The sequence below is a fragment of the Nocardia caishijiensis NBRC 108228 genome, from assembly GCF_001612825.1.
Classification (GTDB): Bacteria; Actinomycetota; Actinomycetes; order Mycobacteriales; family Mycobacteriaceae; genus Nocardia; species Nocardia caishijiensis.
Genome location: NZ_BDBE01000012.1, coordinates 72,385 through 90,390, shown reverse-complemented (window position 1 = coordinate 90,390; position 18,006 = coordinate 72,385). Strand labels below are relative to the sequence as shown.

The window sequence follows — 18,006 nt, the reverse complement described above, 5'->3', positions numbered from 1 at the left end:
TCACCTTTCGTACGGGTTGGTCTCGAGCACCTCGCCCGAAAGCGCGAGGACCAGATGTCCGGACTGGGAGACCTCGTTGCGCACGAACACAGTGATCGCGGGTCGGCCGACCCAGCTGGTGTCGGCGATCCGCAGGTGCGTGACCACGCCGTCACGGACGTTGAGCGTGGCGGCTGCGGTGTTCAGCACCGCGCCGAGGGCGTCGGTGTTCACCTGGGCGAGGTCGATGTCGACGGCATCGCGCTTGCGGGTGGTGACCTGCGAATTCGAGCGGTCGAAACCGCCGCGGTAGGTGTAGTCGACCGTCCAGTCACCGTTGTCCGGCGCGCGGCGGACCGCGGAGGCATGCTCGTCGTGCAGGACCGCCTCGTCGACGAGGGTGTCACCGAATTTGGCGCGGTAATCGTCGCGGAACTGGATGAAGCCGACGACCGTGTCGAGTTTCGGCGTCGGGATGACCAGCGGTGGGGCGGCGTTGTAGTTGATCGTCGTCTCGGGTGCCGGTGCGGCGGGTTCGTCGGCGCGGATCGTCCAGGCGAAACCGCCCACGGCCGCCAGCGCGACGGCGGCGCTGGTGACGATGCGGAAGGTGTTGCGCGCCTTCGGTTTCACCGGCGCCGCCGGACGCTGCTGCAATTCGGCGACGAGGGTGGACAGTTCGCCGAGGGTACGGGCTTCGGCCGCCAGTTCCGCCATGGCGGTGTGCTCGTCGGCGTCGAGCTGCCCGTCGGCGCGGGCGGCGTCGAGCGCGGCGACGGTGCGGGCGCGGTCGCCGTCGCGTGCCTTCGTCCTGGCGGGATACTCACCGGAATGCCTGCGGCCGAACCGCTTCCGCTCGGCAGGCGGGCCGAACACGGCGGGTGACTGCAGATCGGCGGTCAGGCCGCCCAGTTCCCCGAGCGTGCGCGCCGAACCGGCACGTCGCACCCGGTCGTGATACTCGTCGGCACCGAGCTGACCCTCCGCGTAGGCCGCGTCAAGCACGGTCGACACCTCGGCGCGATCGATATCACGCGCCCTCGTCCGGGAATCGGCGACCGAACGCGCCGGTGGCGAATCTGCCATTTGCTTGCCATGCCTCACCTGCGAAAAGACCCGGAACCAACCCGGTATCGGGAGTGTACGGCCGACGAGGAGAACAAGCGGTGGCACCGGCGGTGGAAATCAAACCCGGCTACTCTGGTGATCGTGCGAATTCAGCGGCAGGTGGTGGACTATGCGCTCCGGCGCAGGTCGCTGCTCGCCGATGTCTACGCCGGGCGGGTCGGCGTCGCCGAGGTGTGCGATGCCAATCCCTACCTGCTGCGGGCCGCGAAGTTCCACGGCCGCGGCAGCGAGGTGACCTGCCCGATCTGCCGAAAAGAGCAGCTGACGTTGGTGTCGTGGGTCTTCGGCGACGGGCTCGGCCAGGCCGCCGGGTCGGCGCGCACACCCGACGAGTTGACGCGGATGGCAGAGTCGAACGAGGAATTCTCGGTGCACGTCGTCGAGGTGTGCCGCTCGTGCAGCTGGAACCACCTGGTGCAGTCGTACGTGCTCGGGTCGGCGCCCGCGCCCGCCCGCCGCCGGGCGGGGCCGAGAGCGGGACGTCGCTCTGCAGCCGAATGACGGCGGCCGCATGATGCGCCGCAGTTCGGGGTGCACGACATCCGCGCCGGTTCGCCGGCGCGGATGTCGTGTGCCGGTCGAACCTAACGAGTTATGGAGATCTGGTCAGTGAGTTCGCCCTACGAGCCCTCCCCCTACGGTGACGACCCGCGCGGCGGCCGACCGTCGCGGGGCGCACAGCCAGGTCCGCAGTCCGGTGATCGTCCCGGCGGTCCGCCGCGTCGGCCCGCGCCGAACGCCGGGCCGCCGCGCCCGCAGGGCGGTCCCGTGCCGGGTGGGCGTCCACCCGCGCCGAGCGGACGTGGGCCCGCGCCGGGCGCGCGTGGTCCGCAGCCACAGAACCGGCAGCCCGCGCCGCCGCCGGGTGGGCTGCCGCCGCGTCGGCCGGGTCAGCCGGGTCAGCGTCCCGGAGCACCGCAGGAGCGTCCGGGTGCGCCGCAGGGCAGGCCTGGAGCGGGTCGTCCGCCTGCCGCGGGCGGGGCTGCCGGGGCTACGCAGAAACTTCCACGTCCCGGTGTCGACGAGTCGACGGTGCGGGCGAGTCATCCGGGTCGGACCGTGCGCGACGAGACGACGCGGGGTCCGCGCACCGGCGGTACCCCCGTCGCCGCGCGCCCCGGTGCGGGCCGTCGGCCGGGCGGACCGACCACCGGCGAGCGCCGCGCCACCGGAACCGGCGGCACACCTCCGCCGGTCGGGCCGCGCAACCGCCGCGACGGTGGCGGGGGCGACGACGGCTCCGGTAGGGATGGGGCGGTGACCAAGAAATCGCCGTGGCGCGCCGTGCGCCGGACACTGTATGTCCTGATGGCCTTGGCCATCGTCGTGCCGAGTGCCGTTTTCCTCGTCGCCTACACCGCTGTCTCGGTGCCCAAGCCGGAAGACCTCGAGACAAATCAGGTCGCCATGATCTACGCCGCCGACGGAACGAGCGTGATCAGCAAGGTGGTGCCGCCGCAGGGCAACCGCACCGAGGTCTCCATCGACCAGATCCCGCCGCACGTGCGCAACGCGGTGATCGCGGCCGAGGACCGCGACTTCTACACCAACCCGGGCTTCTCGGTGTCGGGCTTCGCCCGCGCCGCCCGCGACAACATCCTCGGCAAGGAAAGCGCCGGTGGTGGTTCGACCATCACCCAGCAGTACGTGAAGAACGCGCTCGTCGGTGACGAGCGCTCGATGACCCGCAAGATGCACGAGCTGGTGATTTCGGCCAAGATGGCCCGCCAGTGGAGCAAGGAGGAGATCCTTGCCGCCTACCTGAACACCATCTACTTCGGTCGCGGCGCGTATGGCATCGACGCCGCCGCCAAGGCCTACTTCGGCAAGCCGGTGCAGGAGCTGACCGTGTCCGAGGGTGCCGTCCTCGCCGCGACCATCCAGCTGCCCTCGCTGCTCGACCCGGAGAAGAACCCCACCGGCGCGAAGTCGCGCTGGAACTACGTGCTCGACGGCATGGTCTCGGGCGGCAACCTCGCCGCCGCCGAACGTCAGTCGATGCAGTACCCGGCCGTGGTGCCCATCGCCTCGCTCGGCGAGAACAGCCTGGACTCCGGGCCCGAGGGGCACGTGAAGAACCGGGTGCTCGAGGAGCTGTCGGCCGCGGGGATCAGCGAGCAGCAGCTCAACACCGAGGGCTTGCAGATCACCACGACCATCGACCCGAAGGCGCAGGAGGCGGCGGTGAACGCCGCGCGCAACAAGCTCGACGGCGAACCCGAGAACCTGCGCACCGCGGTCGTGTCCATCGACCCGCGCACCGGTGCCGTCCGCGCCTACTACGGCGGTGAGGACGGTCAGGGCTTCGACTTCGCCAACGCGGGCCTGCCGACCGGTTCGTCGTTCAAGGTGATCGGCCTGGCCGCCAACCTCGAGCTGGGTATCCCGCTGTCGCAGATGTACGACAGCTCGCCGCTGAAGGTCAACGGCATCGAGATCGGCAATGTCGAAGGTCAGTCCTGCGGCATGTGCACGATCGCGGAATCGCTGAAGCGCTCGCTCAACACCAGCTTCTACCGGATGCAGCTCGACATGCAGAACGGTCCGCAGAAGATCGCCGACATGGGTCACAAGCTCGGCATCGCCAAGGAGCTGCCCGGCGTCGGTCCCACCCTCACCGAACCCAACGGAGCGGGCCCCAACAACGGCATCATCCTCGGCCAGTACCAGTCGCGGCCGCTCGACATGGCCTCGGCCTACGCCACGCTGGCCGCCTCCGGCATGTACCACGCGCCGCATTTCGTGCAGCGCGTCGTCACCGCCGACGGGCAGGTGCTGCTCGATCGCGGCGAACCGGCCGGTGAGCAGCGAGTGAGCGCGGCCGTCGCCGACAACGTCACCGCCGCGATGAAGCCGATCGCGGCCTACTCCAACAACCACAACCTGGCCGGTGGCCGGGAGTCGGCGGCCAAGACCGGTACCCATCAGCTCGGTGACACCGGCAACAACCGCGACGCCTGGATGGTGGGGTACACGCCGTCGCTGTCGACCGCGGTGTGGGTCGGTACCGAGCAGGGTGACCCGCTGAAGAACTACGGCGGTTCGCACATCTACGGTTCCGGTCTGCCGTCCGACATCTGGAAGGCCACGATGGACGGCGCGCTGTCGGGCACCCCGACCGAGACGTTCCCCAAGCCTGCCGCGATCAAGGGCCAGGCCGGTGTGCCGGAATGGTCGGCGCCCTACACGGCGCCGGAGACCACCGCGCCGACCGTCGCGCCGCCGGTGATCGTGCCGTCCCAGGTGGAGATCCTGCCCGGTATCCGCATCCCCGTGCCCGGTGTGCAGCAGCCCGCCGTGCAGGCGCCGCAGCAGGCCGAGCCGACCACCGGCCCGCTGCCCGGTCAGCCGACCGCGACGCCGGGCGAGTCACCCGGCAACGGCAACGGCAACGGCAGGCCTGGTGGTGGCGGCAACGACGACGAGGAGAGCGGCGGCGCGGGAGCCACACCGACGCGCTCCCGGTAGCCACCGGTAGCCTCGGATGTCGTGACCGATCAGCAACTCGCGGACCAGCCGACGCCGAGTGACACCTGGCCCGGCCGCGAGCCGAGGTACGTGTCGCCCGCGCCGCTGGCGCCGGACCTGCGTTCGATCGACGCGCGAGACCGCCCGAGCCGCAACGATTCCCTCACCTCGCAACTGTCGACGGTGATCGGCGGCCCGGTCGGCGCGCACGCGCTGATCGGGCAGGTCCGTTTCTGGACTCCGCTACGGGTGTTGTTCGCCTTCACCGTCGTGTTCCTCGCGCTCGGCTGGGCGACGAAGGCGAGCTGCATCCAGCAGACCGACGACGGCGCGGGCGGGCTGACGCTCGACTGGAACAACGGCCGCCAGTACGTGGCCATGTGCTACTCCGACACGGTGCCCCTCTACGGTGCCGAACGGCTCAACGAGGGCGCGTTCCCGTACAAGAAGTACTGGATCGAGTCGACGCCCGAGGGCGGCACCGAGGTCAGATACATGGAGTACCCGGTGCTTTCGGGGCTCTACCAGTACGCGGCCATGCAGATCGGCAATGTGTGGGATCACCTACCGCTGCCCGGTGCGCTGTCGGTGGTCGTGTACTTCAATGTGGTCGCGCTCGGACTGTCGGTCGGCTGGTTGATCACGGTGTGGGCGTCGTCGCGACTAGCCGGGCGCCGGGTGTGGGATGCCGCGTTGATCGCGGTGTCGCCGTTGGTGATCGTGCACATCTTCACCAATTTCGACGCCCTCGCAACGGCTTTCGCGGCTACCGGCCTGCTGGCGTGGGCGCGGCGGCGGCCGGTGCTCGCCGGAGTACTGCTCGGTCTCGGCGGCGCCGCGAAGTTGTACCCGCTGCTCTTGCTCGGCCCGATCGTGGTGTTGTGCCTGCGCGCCGACCCGATGCGACGCACCCCCGCCGCCGAGGTCGGTCTGCGATTACGCGATATCGACAGTCTCGCCTCGGCTCGTACCTGGTTGCGTGGAACACCCGCGCGGACAACCGTGTTCGCCCAGCGGCCGCTCGGTTCGGCCGCGCTCGCCGTCACCGCGGCGCTCGCCACGTGGGGTGCGGTGAACCTGCCCATCGCGGCATTGTTCCCGAACGGTTGGCGAGAGTTCTTCCGCCTCAACACCACCCGGCACGCCGACCCCGACTCGGTCTACAACGTGATCGCCTCGTTCACCGGCTGGGAGGGTTTCGACGGTCCGCTGGCGCACGGTGAACCCCCGGCCATCCTGAACTCGGTCTCCCTGCTGCTATTCGTGCTGGCCTGCGCGGGCATCGCCTACCTGGCACTCACCGCCAACCGCCGCCCTCGCCTCGCCCAACTGTGCTTCCTCGTGGTCGCGGCATTCCTCCTGACCAACAAGGTGTGGAGCCCGCAGTACTCCCTGTGGTTGGTCCCGCTGGCCGTGCTGGCGTTGCCGCACCGCCGAATCCTGTTGGCCTGGATGACAATCGACGCCCTGGTCTGGGTGCCACGCATGTTCTACTACCTCGGCGAGGACAACAAGGGCCTGTCCGAACAGTGGTTCACCGGCACGGTGGTCCTGCGCGACCTGGCCGTCCTCGGCCTGTGCGCACTGATCATCTACCAAATCCTGCGCCCCGAAGCCGACCTGGTCCGCCGCGACGATGTCGACGACCCCGCGGGCGGCATCCTCGACCGCACCCCGGACCCCCTCCTCCCCTGGCTCCCCGACTTCCTACAACCACGCAGGAGCTGGACCGACGCTGTCCATCCGGACGCGGTCCGCGCGGACGCGGGACCTCCGCGCACCCCCTGAGGCTACATCCGCAGGTAGCGGGCCTGGAGTTCAGGCTCGAGAGGGAGCATGTCGAGGTCGAGTTCCCAGGCGTTGCCGGTCCAGGGGTCGAAGAGGGGGGTGCCGGGGAGGGTGGGGAGGTGGCGGCAGGATTGGGAGAGGAGGGTGGCGGGGGCGTCGGCGGCGTCGGGGGTGGCGGTACCGACGATGAGGAGGGAGAGGCCGATGAGGTCGCCGCGGACCATGAGCTGGCCGAGGCGGACTACGTCGGCGGCCTGGTAGCCGTGGGGGAAGTCCGCCGCGACGAGGATGCGGTGTTCGCGCGGGGGCGCCACTTCACCTGCGTGGTAAGCGATTTCGGCCAGTTCGGCGGCGTTGGCGAGTTCGGCCAGGCGCGGGGAGATGTCGAGGTGGTCGGCGATCACCGGGCCCGCGAGCAGCGGAGACAGGGGGGTGGCCAGGCCGCGCAGGCCGCCGGTGAGGTCGATCAGGTCGATGCGGGTGGGGCGCTCGGGGATGGCGGCGACGAGGCGAGCCAGCAGGGCGCCGACCACGCGGGAGGCGGCGGCGCTGGACTCCGTCTCGACCCACAGCGGCCGATTCAGTGGTACTGGAACGCAATACGGGACGCGCAGGTCGCCCCGGTCGGGTGCGTAGAGCTCACCGAGGCGGATGCCGTCGCTGGCGGCGGCGCGGGTGGTCCACGCGGGGGCGAGCCAGGAGGCCAGTGCCGCGGGCATCACGGCGTCGGCCTCGGCGATCTCGCGGGCGAGCATGTCGCTGTCGCGACGGTGGTCGGCATCGGCGGTCGCGACGAGTTCGTCGTGGCGGCGTTGCGCTGCCTGGCGAGCGGCGTCGGCGGCGGGGGTGTTACGGGTGGCCGGGTTCGAAACCGCTTCCGACAGTTCCTGATCCAACCGCTTGGCGGCATAGTCGCGGGCCGAGACGAGAGCAGCCGCCGAACGCGCGGCGTCTTCGAAGATCATCCACATGCGCTGGAGGCCGTGGTCGACTTCGAGCGGGATGCCGGGCGAGGGTGTCGGTTGGGTGTGTGATTCGGTGGGGACGCCTGCCCCCGAACCCTGGCCCGCCGACGCAGCTGTCCCATAACCAGGCGAAACGGGGACGGACCCACCCTGGTGCGCTGCGCCGCCCTGGGCGCCGACGCCCGGGGCACCACTGCCGGCGAGACCGCCCTGCCCAACACCGTGGCCGCTACCGCCGCCATACGCAGAACCCGGCGCACCACCCTGAGCAGCACCCGCGACACTGCCCTGGCCGGTACCGCCGAGGGACGCGCCCTGCGCGAACCCGCCGGACTGCGCACCGTCCGCGGTGTGGTCCCCGAAAGCAGCAGGGCCACTGCCGCTTCGGTTGGGCACGCCGTGGGTGCTCAACAGTTGAGCAGCACCACCGGCATACCCCTGACCCAGCGCACGCAACTTCCAGCCGGTTCCCCGGCGATACACCTCGAGGCAGATCAGCGAACTCTCCCCCGCCGTCGGCGCGATGACGAATTCCGCTGCGGGGACACCGTTCTCGGCGAGCGAAGCGGTCACCGGCGCGAGCACGTGACCGGCGGCGACGAACAACAGCACAGCGTGCGCGTCTGAACGCACCTGGGACAGGGCGAGTTCCACCGAACCGCCGTCGAACCGAACGCCCGGAGCCGAGGGCCGCGACGCGCACACATGATCGTGTTCGTCGCGTACCCGCAGATCCTCGCCGACCACGAGCGCGCCGAGTTCGACGGTGCCCGTGGTCTGCGCGGTGAAGCGCACGGCGTCGGCGGTCAGTGCGGTGTTCTGCCCTGCCTTCAGGTGAATCACTGTGTCTGCCTTGCTGTGTGGATCAGTCGCGGCCGAGGAAACGGCCGAGCTGCGGGACGGCCTCGCCGGGGTGCTTGGCCTGGAATCCCTCGCCGAGCGCCTGCATCTTCCAGTCACCACCGACGCGGTACACCTTCGCCATCGCCATCGCGGTGAACGGCATGCCGCCCGCGAGGGTGTAGCGGGCGAGTTCACCGTTGGTCGTGCCGTCGATCAGGCGGCAGAAGGCGTTCTGCACCTGCTCGAAGGTGTGGCCCTTGTAGGAGGTGACGATGAACAGCAGCGTCGAGATGTGCGCCGGGATGCGGGTGAGGTCGACGAGGATCATCTCGTCGTCGCCTTCACCCTCACCGGTGAGGTTGTCGCCCTGGTGGCGTACCGAGCCGTCCTTGGACGACAGCTGACCGTAGTAGGCCACGTCGACCAGATTCTGGTCGGCGAACAGGCACACCGAGGCGTCGAGGTCGATGTCGACCGTGCGGTTGCCGAACATGCCACGGGTGCGCACCGGGTCCCAGCCGAGTCCCATCTTCACGAAGGTGAGCGCGGTGCCCTCCTTGCGCAGGGTGACCCGCTGCCCCTTCTGCAGGCTGACCGGCCGATCCTTGCTCAGGCTGACCTCGCCGGTCGGCTGCGGCGGCGCGGCCGGGGCGGCGGGCGGCGGGTAGGCCCCACCGGGCGGCGGCGGGTAACCACCCTGCTGCGGCGGCGGATAGCCACCGCCGGTCGGGGGCTGCTGCGGCGGCGCGGGGGGCGGATAACCCCCGCCGGGCGGCGCGTACGCGGGGGCGGGCTGCTGGTAACTCGGCGCGGGCGGCGGTGGCGGGGCGGCCTGCTGCGGGGCGGCGGCGGGCTGCGCGGGCGAATCATCCACCTGCACACCGTGATCGGTGACCAAGGCGGCGAACCCACCGGCATACCCCTGGCCGACGGCGCGCACCTTCCAGCCGCCCTGACGGCGGTACAGCTCCAACGCGATCACGATCGACTCGGCGTCGAGGCCCTCGATGAGATACGAGTACAGCTGGTTGCCCGAGGCGTCGGAAATGATCGCCGTCGGCGGCGCGGAACGACCGAAATTGCTGTTCGCGTCGTCGAGCGTGATGACCGCGCGGATCTGGTCGATGTCGGCGGGCACGGCGGGCAGCGACACCGCGAGGGAGGCGGGCTGCCCGGCCGGACCGGGCCGCAGGTCGACCCCAGGACCGCTCGGCTGGTTGTAGAACACGAAATCGGCGTCGGTGCGGACCTTGCCCGCCTCGGTGACGAGCAGCGCGGACAGATCGGCCGGTGCCGTGAGCTGGAGTGAGATCACCACGTCACTGACGGCCAGCGGACCGTTCTGACCTTTGGCGAGTGTTGCAGACAAGTTCGACCCTTCGCTTGTCGGTGCGGTCTTGTTGTCACTGTACGAGAAACCGGGCCCGGGCGTTCAGCCTCCCGATCGGTTAGGGTGACGCTGCTGTCGGATCGGGGCGTCGCACCCGCCTTTCAAAGGGGCCAGGAATGGCGCAGTTGTTCGAACAATCGAAGAAGGTGATCGAGGCGCATCTCGCGGGGACGAGCATCCGCGCGATCGCCGGATCGATGGTTGCCTACGAGGGCAATGTGCAGTTCAAGTCCGCCGGGTTCGGCGGCGGCGAGGGCGTACTCAACGGCCTCAAGCGCCGCGCGACCGGCGAGAAGTTGTCGCTGATGGAATGCACCGGCAACGGCCGGGTGTTCTTCGCGGTCAACGGCCAGAACGTCACCGTGGTGAACCTGAACAACGACACCCTGCAGGTCGAGTCGCAGCAGTTGCTCGCCTTCGCGGGCAATCTGCGCACCGACGTCCGGTTCGCCGGTGTCGGCGGAATGTCTTCGGGCAGTGGACTTTTCACCACCACGGTAAGCGGCCAGGGCCAGGTGGCGCTGCTGTCGGCCGGTGGTCCGCTGATCCACCTCGAGGTGTCGCCGCAGTATCCGCTGATCGTGGATCCCGACGCGTTCGTCGCGGCGCGCGGCAACCTCAACCAGTCGTTCGTCACCGACGTCTCCTGGCGAACCATGGTCGGCCAGGACGCGGGTGAGGCCTTCTCGCTGCGGTGGGACGGCCAGGGCGTCGTGCTGATCCAGCCCGCGGAACGGTAAGGGAAGCGACGATGTTCGAGAAGGTCAACAGCAAGGTCGTCAAGGCCGACATCGCCCAGGCGGGCGGGGTGGTCGGGCGCACCGGCGCGATGCTGTTCTACACCGGTCAGGTGCAGTTCTCCCCGCACCAGATTCCCGGCGCGGGCGGCGGCATGGGCGGCGGCGGGCTGATGCGCATGGCGGGCGCCATGATGGCGGGCGAGCACGAACGAACGATGCTCGCGCGCGGCAACGGCGTCGTGCATTACGGCTTCGCCGGTCTCGAGGTGCACGTCGTGCAGATGCAACCCGGGGCCGTGCTGCGGGTGGAGGCCTCGCGTCTGTTGGCCAACACGGCCGGATTGCAGGCCTCGGTGGTGTCGGTGGCCAGCTCCGGTGGTGGCGGCGGTGGCGGTCTGATGGGTGCGTTGCGCGGTGCCGCCGCCGGTGTGGCGACCGGGCAGGGCATGTTCACCACGCAGTTGAGCGGTCAGGGCTCGGCGGTGCTGCTCGCGCACGGCGGGTTCCTGGAACTGCAGGTGGGCGGGCCGAATCCGGTGGTCGTCGACCCGCAGGCGTTCGTCGCGGCGTACGGCAACGTGCAGACCGAATTGAAGGCGGCGATGAGCTGGCGCGACGCGGTGGGTCGCGGCTCGGGCGAGGCGATGCAATTGCATTGCCACGGTCAGGGTGTCGTGTACGTGCAGGCCTCCGAAGAGAAGTTGTGAGTCATGAGCGAAATTCTGTCCCCCATGAATCTCGGCGCCAGCGACAATATTCCGGGCAACAGCTACGCCTACAGCATCGATCTGACCGGGCCGTGGTTCATGCGCAAGGGCGCCATGATCGCCTACTACGGGCAGATCAATTTCCAGCTGCTCACGCACGGTCTGCAGGGGCATCTCACCCAGATGGTGAGCAGCCAGTTCTCGGCGCCGCTGTTCGCCGGTGAGTACGTGGTGGCCGAGGGCCACGGCAAGCTCATCATCGGCGACCGCGGCTACGACATCAATTCCTACGATCTCGAAGACGGCAACCTGACGATCCGCGGGGCCAACCTGCTCGCCTTCGAGCCCGGCCTGGCGCTCAAGCAGTCGATCGTGCCCGGCTTCCTCACTCTCATCGGCACCGGCAAGTTCCTCGCCTCGTCCAACGGACCGGTGATGTTCGCCGAGCCGCCGCTGCGCGTCGACCCGGAGGCGCTGGTCGGCTGGGCCGACTGCCCCTCCCCGAGCCACCACTACGACCAGGGCTGGATCACCGGTTTCCTGTCAGCGGGCGCGGCCGCGATGGGCGCGACCTCCGGCGAGGAACGTCAGTTCGACTTCACCGGCGCGGGCACCGTCCTCATCCAGTCCTCGGAGAAGGTGATGAGCGACAACGCCCTGGTCCGCACCATCGAGGGCCAGCTGCAGAGCGGCGTGAGCGTGGGCGGCCTGCAACGCATCCAGGCCGTCGTCACCCAGAAACTCGCCGGTCAGCAGCAGTACTGAGCTGGGCATTCCGCGGTCCGACCTGGTCGAATCACCAGAATTCAGATCCTCGAATACTCAGACCAAACAGCCACCCGGCACGCGCAACTGCTCGCGCATGTACGCCGGACCGGAAGGCCGAGCGGCGCACGCGACCTCATCATCGCGGCGCATGCGGCGGAATCCGGCCGGACTGTCGTATCCCTCGATGTGAAGGCAAAATTCGGTGACCTACCAGGCGTTTCCGCAGTGAGCGCGTAGGAAGGTCAGACCGGGTCGGCGAGGGGGAGGGCGGCGTGGAACCAGGCGAGGATCTCCGCGCCCGCCAGGATGCCGCTCGACTCGGTGACGGTGAGGTTGGGGGCGGTGAAGGCGAGTTCCTCGAGTTCGCCGTGGCGGGGGCGGATGGCGGCGTCGGCGGCTTTCAGCATCTGCGCGTCGAGGGCGCCGTCGCCTGCGGCGAAAAGGTGTGCGCCTTCGCGTAGTTCGCCGGATTCGGTCAGGCGGCGGCGGACTTCGGCGACCGCGAGGCTTTTGCAGACCGCGTCGGGCATGGTGTAGATCTTGCGGCCCTGCTGGGAGGCCGACCAGCCGTTGGCGCGGCACCAGGTGTCCCATTCGGCGAGGAAGCCCGAGGGAACGGCCTCGGGTCGGACGACGAGGTAGCAGAACAATTCGTCGGCCTCGCGGTACTTGCTGACCCAGGAACCGTCGATGCGCGAACGCAATTCGGCACCGACGGAGGCGAGCGTCGCGCCGGTCGCGTTCACCTGTTCGTCGATGGACAGCCGCCACGCCGGATCGGGGATACCGTCGACGAGGATGTTGCCGCCGTTGCTGGTGATGGCGAAAGGCCACGGCGCACCGGGTAGGTGGATGCGCTGGAACTGCTCGATGGTGCGGGTGGTCGTGGGGATCACCGGCGCGATCGCGGCCAACTCCCGTAATCGGGCGACGGCGGTGGTGGTCATGTACGACAGGGGTTCGCCCTCGTAGTACTCCACGCACTCCTTCTCGACGGCGTCGGCGCCGTGGAAGGCGTTGCGCGAGAAGATCATCGTGCGATCCAGGTCGGTGGCGAACAGGGCGGTCACTGCGCTAGCTCCTTGATCAGACCCATGCAGGAGTAGGCCAGATCCGGCACCACCTCCACCGGGACATTGCGTGCGGCGGCGAGCAGGCGGATGTGGGCGTGCTCGGGTGCGTCGGCTTCCCGCACCAGCACTCGCCACGGTACGCGACGCAGCAGCACCCGGGTGGTCTCGCCGACACCGGGCTTCACGTAATTCACTGTGCTGATGCCGTATTCGGCACGCACCTTCTCCACCGACGCCCAGCCCGACCAGTCGGGGGTTCGGTCGGAATCCCGGATCGCGGCGACGGCGGCGGGCACCTTGTCACGAATGGATTCGAAGGCGGCGGTGACGGTGTCGATCAGTTTGTTCGACACGTCGTCGGCGGCCAGTTCGCGATAGAACTTGGCGCCGTGGAAGTCACGGGGACCGATCAGCTTCTCGTTCAGCACCGTGCGTGAGACCAGGCCGGAGACAGTCGAATTCAGGCAAGCCGAGGCGATGAGGAAATCGTCACGGGTGCCGAAGGTTCGCACACAATTGGCCGGGTCGGCCAGCACGACGAGTTCGTCGTCGAACCTGGCACCACCCGCCGCGTGATAGGCGTTCAGGGCGGCGGTGAGTTCATGGGTGATGGCGCCCTTGCCGGTCCAGCCGTCGACGAACACAATTGCGGACGGATCATGGTGGTGGGCAAGGTAATCCAGGGCTACCGAGTCGATACCACGATCACGGACGATGGATACGGCGTAGTGCGGCACGGCCAAAGCCGGGCGCCCGATACCGCTGGCCAACCAGCGTCGCATCAGCACACCGATCGGCGTACCGGCGCGGGCCAACGACACGAGCACGATGTTCTCGCCGCGTTCGGCGACGACCAGTTCGGCAACCGTCGCCACGGCCAGGGCAAGCCGCTCGGCGCTCTCGGCGAGCACGCGGTCGAACAGTTCGCGGTAGGCGGCGTCGGGCTGGTACTCCACCGGCAGCGACTCGGCGTAATGGGCTTTACCTGCCTGAATGCGCCGTTCGCGTTCGGCCACATCGGCTTCCAGGTCGACGTCGGAGAGGTCCGTGAGCAGCCACGAGACATCCTCGCGCGCGTACGAGCCGAAGTCCGGGCCGTGCAGCGGAGCAGGGAAGTCGTTCGGCCCGACAGCGAGCTCACCGGTACCGCGCGACTGTCCGACCCAGTGATCCTCTTCCCGACCACGGGCATCGCGCGGCGCGCTCTCGTCCGACGCTTGCGCAAGGCGAGAGGCGTGCAGTTCACGGGGATCGGCGCCCGGGACGACGGCGACCAGAACATCGGCACCCGACGCGGTGAGCACATCGACCAGACCGCCGGGGGCGACAAGTTCGGGCGTGTCGGCGGGCGGGTCGATGACGACCAGCAGGACCGGGTTCTCACCCTCCCACTGCGCGTTGTAGAGGTAGCGCTGGGCGGTCGGGTCGGGTTCGGGCGCGGTGAAGCGGAAACCTCGGCGCAGCGGGTAGCCAGGTTCGTCGAGAACGTAAGCCGGTGAGCGGGTGGTGGTTTGGAAGCGAGCGGGGATACCCGCGTCGGCCAGCCCGGCGGCCAGGCGCACCGGCAGGTACATGAGTTCTTCGTGGCCGAGCACGATCACCGGACGTCCGTTGAACTCGGCATCCAGTCGTGCACGCACCTCGTCGACGACACCGTTCACCGCATCGTCGAAAGCCGCCTTGTCCGTGCGCAGAATCCCGTGCCGACCACCCTCGGGAACATCGCTGCGCCACGACACTTCGAGACGCGTGAAGGAACCAGGCCGCGCCGCTTGCGGATTGAGTCGCGGCTCCGGCAGCGCCGCCACCGCGTCGACCAGACCGACGGGCAGGTACACCAGACCCGTTGCCAGACAGACGGTATCGATTCGCGCACCCAGCTCGGCGGCGAACTTCTCGAACTTGTCGCGGTCGGCGGGTGTCCGCAGGTCGACCAGCGAGGCGAGTACGTAGTGCGAACGCGGTGCGAACTCGTGCAGGGCCCGCACGGCGTCGATAGCCGTATCGCCGGTGGAGATTTCGTCATCGACGAGGACCAGCGGCAGCTCGTTGGCGAAGATGTCGGCCGGTGCCGGTTGCAGCAGGTGCGAGGTGGCATGGGAATGCCCCTCCTCGAAACCGGTGAGCGTGGTTGCCCTCGGTTCGTGGCGACGGGTGGAATGCAGGTAGCACCCCGCGTCGAGGCGCGCGGCCACGCAATGCCCGAGACCTGTTGCCGTCTCCGCGAATCCGAGGACAACGGCCGCACGCCCGCCGAGCTTGTCCGCGACCAGATCGGCCAGGTGATTGCCCGCCCCGATCACCACGTGGGGGTCGGTCGGCAGGTGCTTGCCCAGAACGGTGGACACCAGCAGATGAGCGCGCCGCGGGTTGCGGCGCAGACCCGGACGCACCAGGTCATCGATCGACGGCTCACGCGACACTTCGGCACCCGGCTCGGCAGGCAGCCGACCCGCGGCGGAGGAGTCCACCCGCGTGGCCGAGTCGCGCGCGTCCGACCCGGCGTCGACAGCGGTCACTTCCTGGGACGCGAAGGACTCCCCGTGCTGCAGGCAAATCCCGAGATGCTCGGTGGCCCAAGGTATTTCGACGGCATCCACCGCGTTCATTCCGCGACCATCGCCGTCAGCAGATCCACGAAGGACACTCCCTTGTTCGCCACCCCGAACGCGCGAGCCCGGACCAGCGTCTGGCGGGCCCAACTGCGGTGGGGGCGCATCTCGTTCATCTTGTTGCGGTATTCGGAGGCAGCCACCCCGCCGACATCGGCCTCCATGATGTGCAGGGCGTCGGCGTACTCCTCGTGCGTGACCACCGACAGCGCGTGGACGGCGGCCACATGCGACGGATGGATCACCGTTTTGCCCTGGATGCCGTTGGCGCGGTCGAGGGTGATCTCGCGCAGCAGCCCGTCGAGGTCGCGACTCACGAGGTACTGGCGGAACGGTACGGCGTCGGATTCCTCGAACGGGGCCGTGCGCAGCAGCGGACGGAACATGCGTTCGTGATCGGCGAAGTACTCCCACACCGGGCCGGTGATGATGAAACCGGTGCCGTCGGCGCGACCGAGGTAGTTGACGATGTCGGCGATCACGTCGGCGATCACCCGCACGTCGTAGATCGTGAGATCGCGGTCGCGGCGGATGCCGAAGGTCGAGCACATGTCGGTGGCGCCGATGCGCACCGCGAGCAACCGGTGCCGGTGCTCGGTGAGCATGTCGGCGATGCGCGAGAGCTGTTCGTCGCGGGTCTGGCGGTGCACGAGGTTCGCCGATTCGAGCACCGGCATCCCGTAGACGGGGCGGCCGAGGCGGTCACCGGCCGCTTCGAGCGCGGCGAGGTAGGCGGGTCCGGTGACGGCGTCGAACTTGGGGAAGACGAAACCGGTGAGCACCTCGGCGCCGGGGCCGAGGCGGTCGACCAACTCGGTGACGGTCTGCGCGTCACGCACGCGCACGAACAGCATCGGCACCGGGTCCTCGCACTTGGCGAGCAGGTCGAGGGTGTCGACCGCGTGTTCCTTCGCGGCCTCCACCTGGTGGTCGGCGACGGCGTCCTCGAGGTCGATCACCATCGAGCACACGCCGCGTGCGGCGCGACGCAGAATGGTCGCGGCCAGGTCGGGGCGCGTGGCGGGCACGTACAGGGTGGCCCCGAGCGCGGTCGCGAGGAGTTCGCGGTCGGCGGTCCCGGGAATCGGTTCCGGTTCGACCAGGAACAGCTCCCGGCTGCGCGGGCCCTGCAGATGCTGGAAGTGGCGGAGCGGGACCTGCTTTCGCAGGTTCACCTCCGGTGCGATGGCGTAGCCTGCGGTCATTCCCCCCACCTCATTCGTCGACCCGTGTCATTTCTCTTGTGGTCCTAAGTACTGTCGGTTCCTACGGTTTTTCGCATGCGATCGACTACTCCGGCGATGAACTCCGCGACGGTTCGCAGTTCAGAAACATACGCCCAATAGTCTGGATGACGACCGCTCAGTCCGGCCGTTATGCGATCGAGGCGTTCGGCTTGCGCATCGAGCACCGAACCCCACTCGCCGACCAGTCCTCGATCGACGGCGAGCATCTGCGCGTCTCGCAGCCGGAATCGTACGGTGCGCAGCTGCGCTTCGGGGTCCGCACGTACCTCGCGCAACAACTCCAGCCGTCGAGTGACGGCATCGACGAGCTGTTCGGACTCGGCGAGGTGTTCGCGCGCGGTTGCGGTCAGATCAAGGGCGGTCTCCGGGTCGCGATCGGCAGCCGCGACACGCGCGCGAACCAGCGCCGCGTCCGCGGCCTCGATACCGCGTCGGCTTTCGCGTTCATTGTTGGTCAGATCCGCCGAACTCGCAGCGTTGAACTCGCGGAGCAAGGCCGAGTAGGCGGGCCCGAGCGCGTCGGCGCGGTTGCGCACCGCCGCCAGTCGGGTGGTCACCGAGGCCAACGCATTGGTCGCGGCGGTCGCACGAGAAGGCGCCTGCGCCAACGCTTCCCGCAATTCCAGACACGCCTGCCTGACCTCCGTCGCGGCCTCCCGCGCGGCCGCGACAGCGGTGCCAGGATCGACCGCAGCGGCTGTGACCAGTACCTCATTCAATTTCCGCACCCCCGAAGCCACCGAAGGGTAGGAGGCGTACTCCGAGGACTCGGCGGTAGCGAGCTCCTCGGCGGCCTCGGTTCGCACCTGCGTGAGCAACTGCGGCACCGACGCCCGGACGCTCGCCGCGTGCTCGAGTCCCGCCCGATGCGCGTGATAGAACTCGTCGACCCCGCGCGCGGCGTCGGCGAGCTGACGGACCAGGGCGTCGGCCCTGGCCGGACCGTCGGTGATCGCGGTGCCTGCGGCCTCGGCGCTGTCGAGTTCGTCGGTGAAGCTCAGGTACGCGCCCGAGGCGGCGTAGCACCGCGCGCGGACCGGCTCCCACACGGCGCCGACGTGGCGCTCGGGGAACACCTGCTCGCTCGCCGCCACACCCGCCTCCGCCGCCGTCTGCCTGCGATCCATGTCGAGGAAGGCGGAGGCCGTCGCGGCCCGCGCCCCACCGATCCACGCATTGTCCGCCCCCGACCTGAACCATCCGCGTCTGCGAGGTGTCACCGGCGTATCCCCTTTCCGAACCACGCAGCGGTCACCCGCCCGCTGTCCCGATCGTAGGAGATTCGCCCTCGCTACCAG

General features: G+C 69.1%; 13 protein-coding genes. 6 read left to right on the top strand and 7 right to left on the bottom strand.

The window, feature by feature from the left end; all coding sequences use genetic code 11:
- Positions 1–1,065 carry a DUF1707 SHOCT-like domain-containing protein gene (locus tag NC7_RS29460; RefSeq protein ID WP_067978273.1) on the bottom strand — a complete coding sequence of 355 codons (1,065 nt, stop codon included), beginning with the start codon at positions 1,063–1,065 and terminating at the stop codon, positions 1–3.
- A gap of 123 nt (positions 1,066–1,188) precedes the next feature.
- On the opposite strand from NC7_RS29460, the gene NC7_RS02745 reads away from it, so the two are divergent.
- The 3 genes from NC7_RS02745 (at position 1,189) to NC7_RS02735 (ending at position 6,363) form a co-directional block, all read left to right on the top strand.
- Positions 1,189–1,608, top strand: coding sequence for a DUF5318 domain-containing protein (locus NC7_RS02745; protein ID WP_159372838.1), 420 nt, complete (start codon positions 1,189–1,191; stop codon positions 1,606–1,608).
- A gap of 807 nt (positions 1,609–2,415) precedes the next feature.
- Positions 2,416–4,575, top strand: coding sequence for a transglycosylase domain-containing protein (locus NC7_RS02740; RefSeq protein WP_307613592.1), 2,160 nt, complete (start codon positions 2,416–2,418; stop codon positions 4,573–4,575).
- Between the two features lie 90 nt (positions 4,576–4,665).
- Positions 4,666–6,363: a glycosyltransferase family 87 protein gene (locus tag NC7_RS02735; protein WP_236573225.1), complete on the top strand. Its 1,698-nt coding sequence runs from the start codon at positions 4,666–4,668 to the stop codon at positions 6,361–6,363.
- A gap of 2 nt (positions 6,364–6,365) precedes the next feature.
- Here NC7_RS02735 and NC7_RS29955 read toward each other — a convergent pair whose 3' ends face one another.
- Complete coding sequence (locus NC7_RS29955; protein WP_236573164.1) at positions 6,366–8,171, bottom strand: TerD family protein; 1,806 nt, start codon at positions 8,169–8,171, stop codon at positions 6,366–6,368.
- Between the two features lie 22 nt (positions 8,172–8,193).
- Positions 8,194–9,540: a TerD family protein gene (locus tag NC7_RS02725; protein ID WP_067978270.1), complete on the bottom strand. Its 1,347-nt coding sequence runs from the start codon at positions 9,538–9,540 to the stop codon at positions 8,194–8,196.
- A 137-nt stretch (positions 9,541–9,677) separates the two neighbouring features.
- Between NC7_RS02725 and NC7_RS02720 the strand changes: the two genes are divergently transcribed.
- From NC7_RS02720 to NC7_RS02710, 3 genes are read left to right on the top strand one after another with little or no spacing between them, the layout of a single operon-like run.
- Complete coding sequence (locus tag NC7_RS02720) at positions 9,678–10,301, top strand: AIM24 family protein (protein WP_067497217.1); 624 nt, start codon at positions 9,678–9,680, stop codon at positions 10,299–10,301.
- An 11-nt stretch (positions 10,302–10,312) separates the two neighbouring features.
- A complete protein-coding gene (locus NC7_RS02715; RefSeq protein ID WP_067978268.1) occupies positions 10,313–11,008 on the top strand; it encodes an AIM24 family protein in 696 nt (231 codons plus the stop codon).
- Positions 11,009–11,011: 3 nt separating this feature from the next.
- The gene (locus NC7_RS02710) at positions 11,012–11,773 is read left to right on the top strand and encodes an AIM24 family protein (protein WP_067978267.1); all 762 of its coding nucleotides are present in this window, start codon (positions 11,012–11,014) and stop codon (positions 11,771–11,773) included.
- 245 nt (positions 11,774–12,018) lie between these two features.
- On the opposite strand, the gene NC7_RS02705 is transcribed toward NC7_RS02710, so the two are convergent.
- Genes NC7_RS02705 through NC7_RS02690 form a run of 4 tightly spaced genes read right to left on the bottom strand, consistent with a single transcriptional unit; the run spans position 12,019 to position 17,928 of the window.
- Positions 12,019–12,846 (bottom strand): HAD family hydrolase, encoded by an 828-nt coding sequence (locus tag NC7_RS02705; RefSeq protein WP_067978265.1) that lies wholly within the window; start codon positions 12,844–12,846, stop codon positions 12,019–12,021.
- Positions 12,843–15,458, bottom strand: a complete 2,616-nt coding sequence (locus tag NC7_RS02700) for a phosphoribosyltransferase (RefSeq protein ID WP_157101811.1) — start codon at positions 15,456–15,458, stop codon at positions 12,843–12,845. The genes NC7_RS02705 and NC7_RS02700 overlap by 4 nt, the downstream gene beginning before the upstream one ends.
- Positions 15,455–16,666, bottom strand: coding sequence for an HpcH/HpaI aldolase/citrate lyase family protein (locus NC7_RS02695; RefSeq protein WP_067978263.1), 1,212 nt, complete (start codon positions 16,664–16,666; stop codon positions 15,455–15,457). The genes NC7_RS02700 and NC7_RS02695 overlap by 4 nt, the downstream gene beginning before the upstream one ends.
- A gap of 44 nt (positions 16,667–16,710) precedes the next feature.
- On the bottom strand, positions 16,711–17,928 hold the full coding sequence (locus tag NC7_RS02690) for a hypothetical protein (RefSeq protein ID WP_236573166.1): 1,218 nt from the start codon (positions 17,926–17,928) through the stop codon (positions 16,711–16,713).
- Positions 17,929–18,006 lie beyond the last annotated feature (78 nt).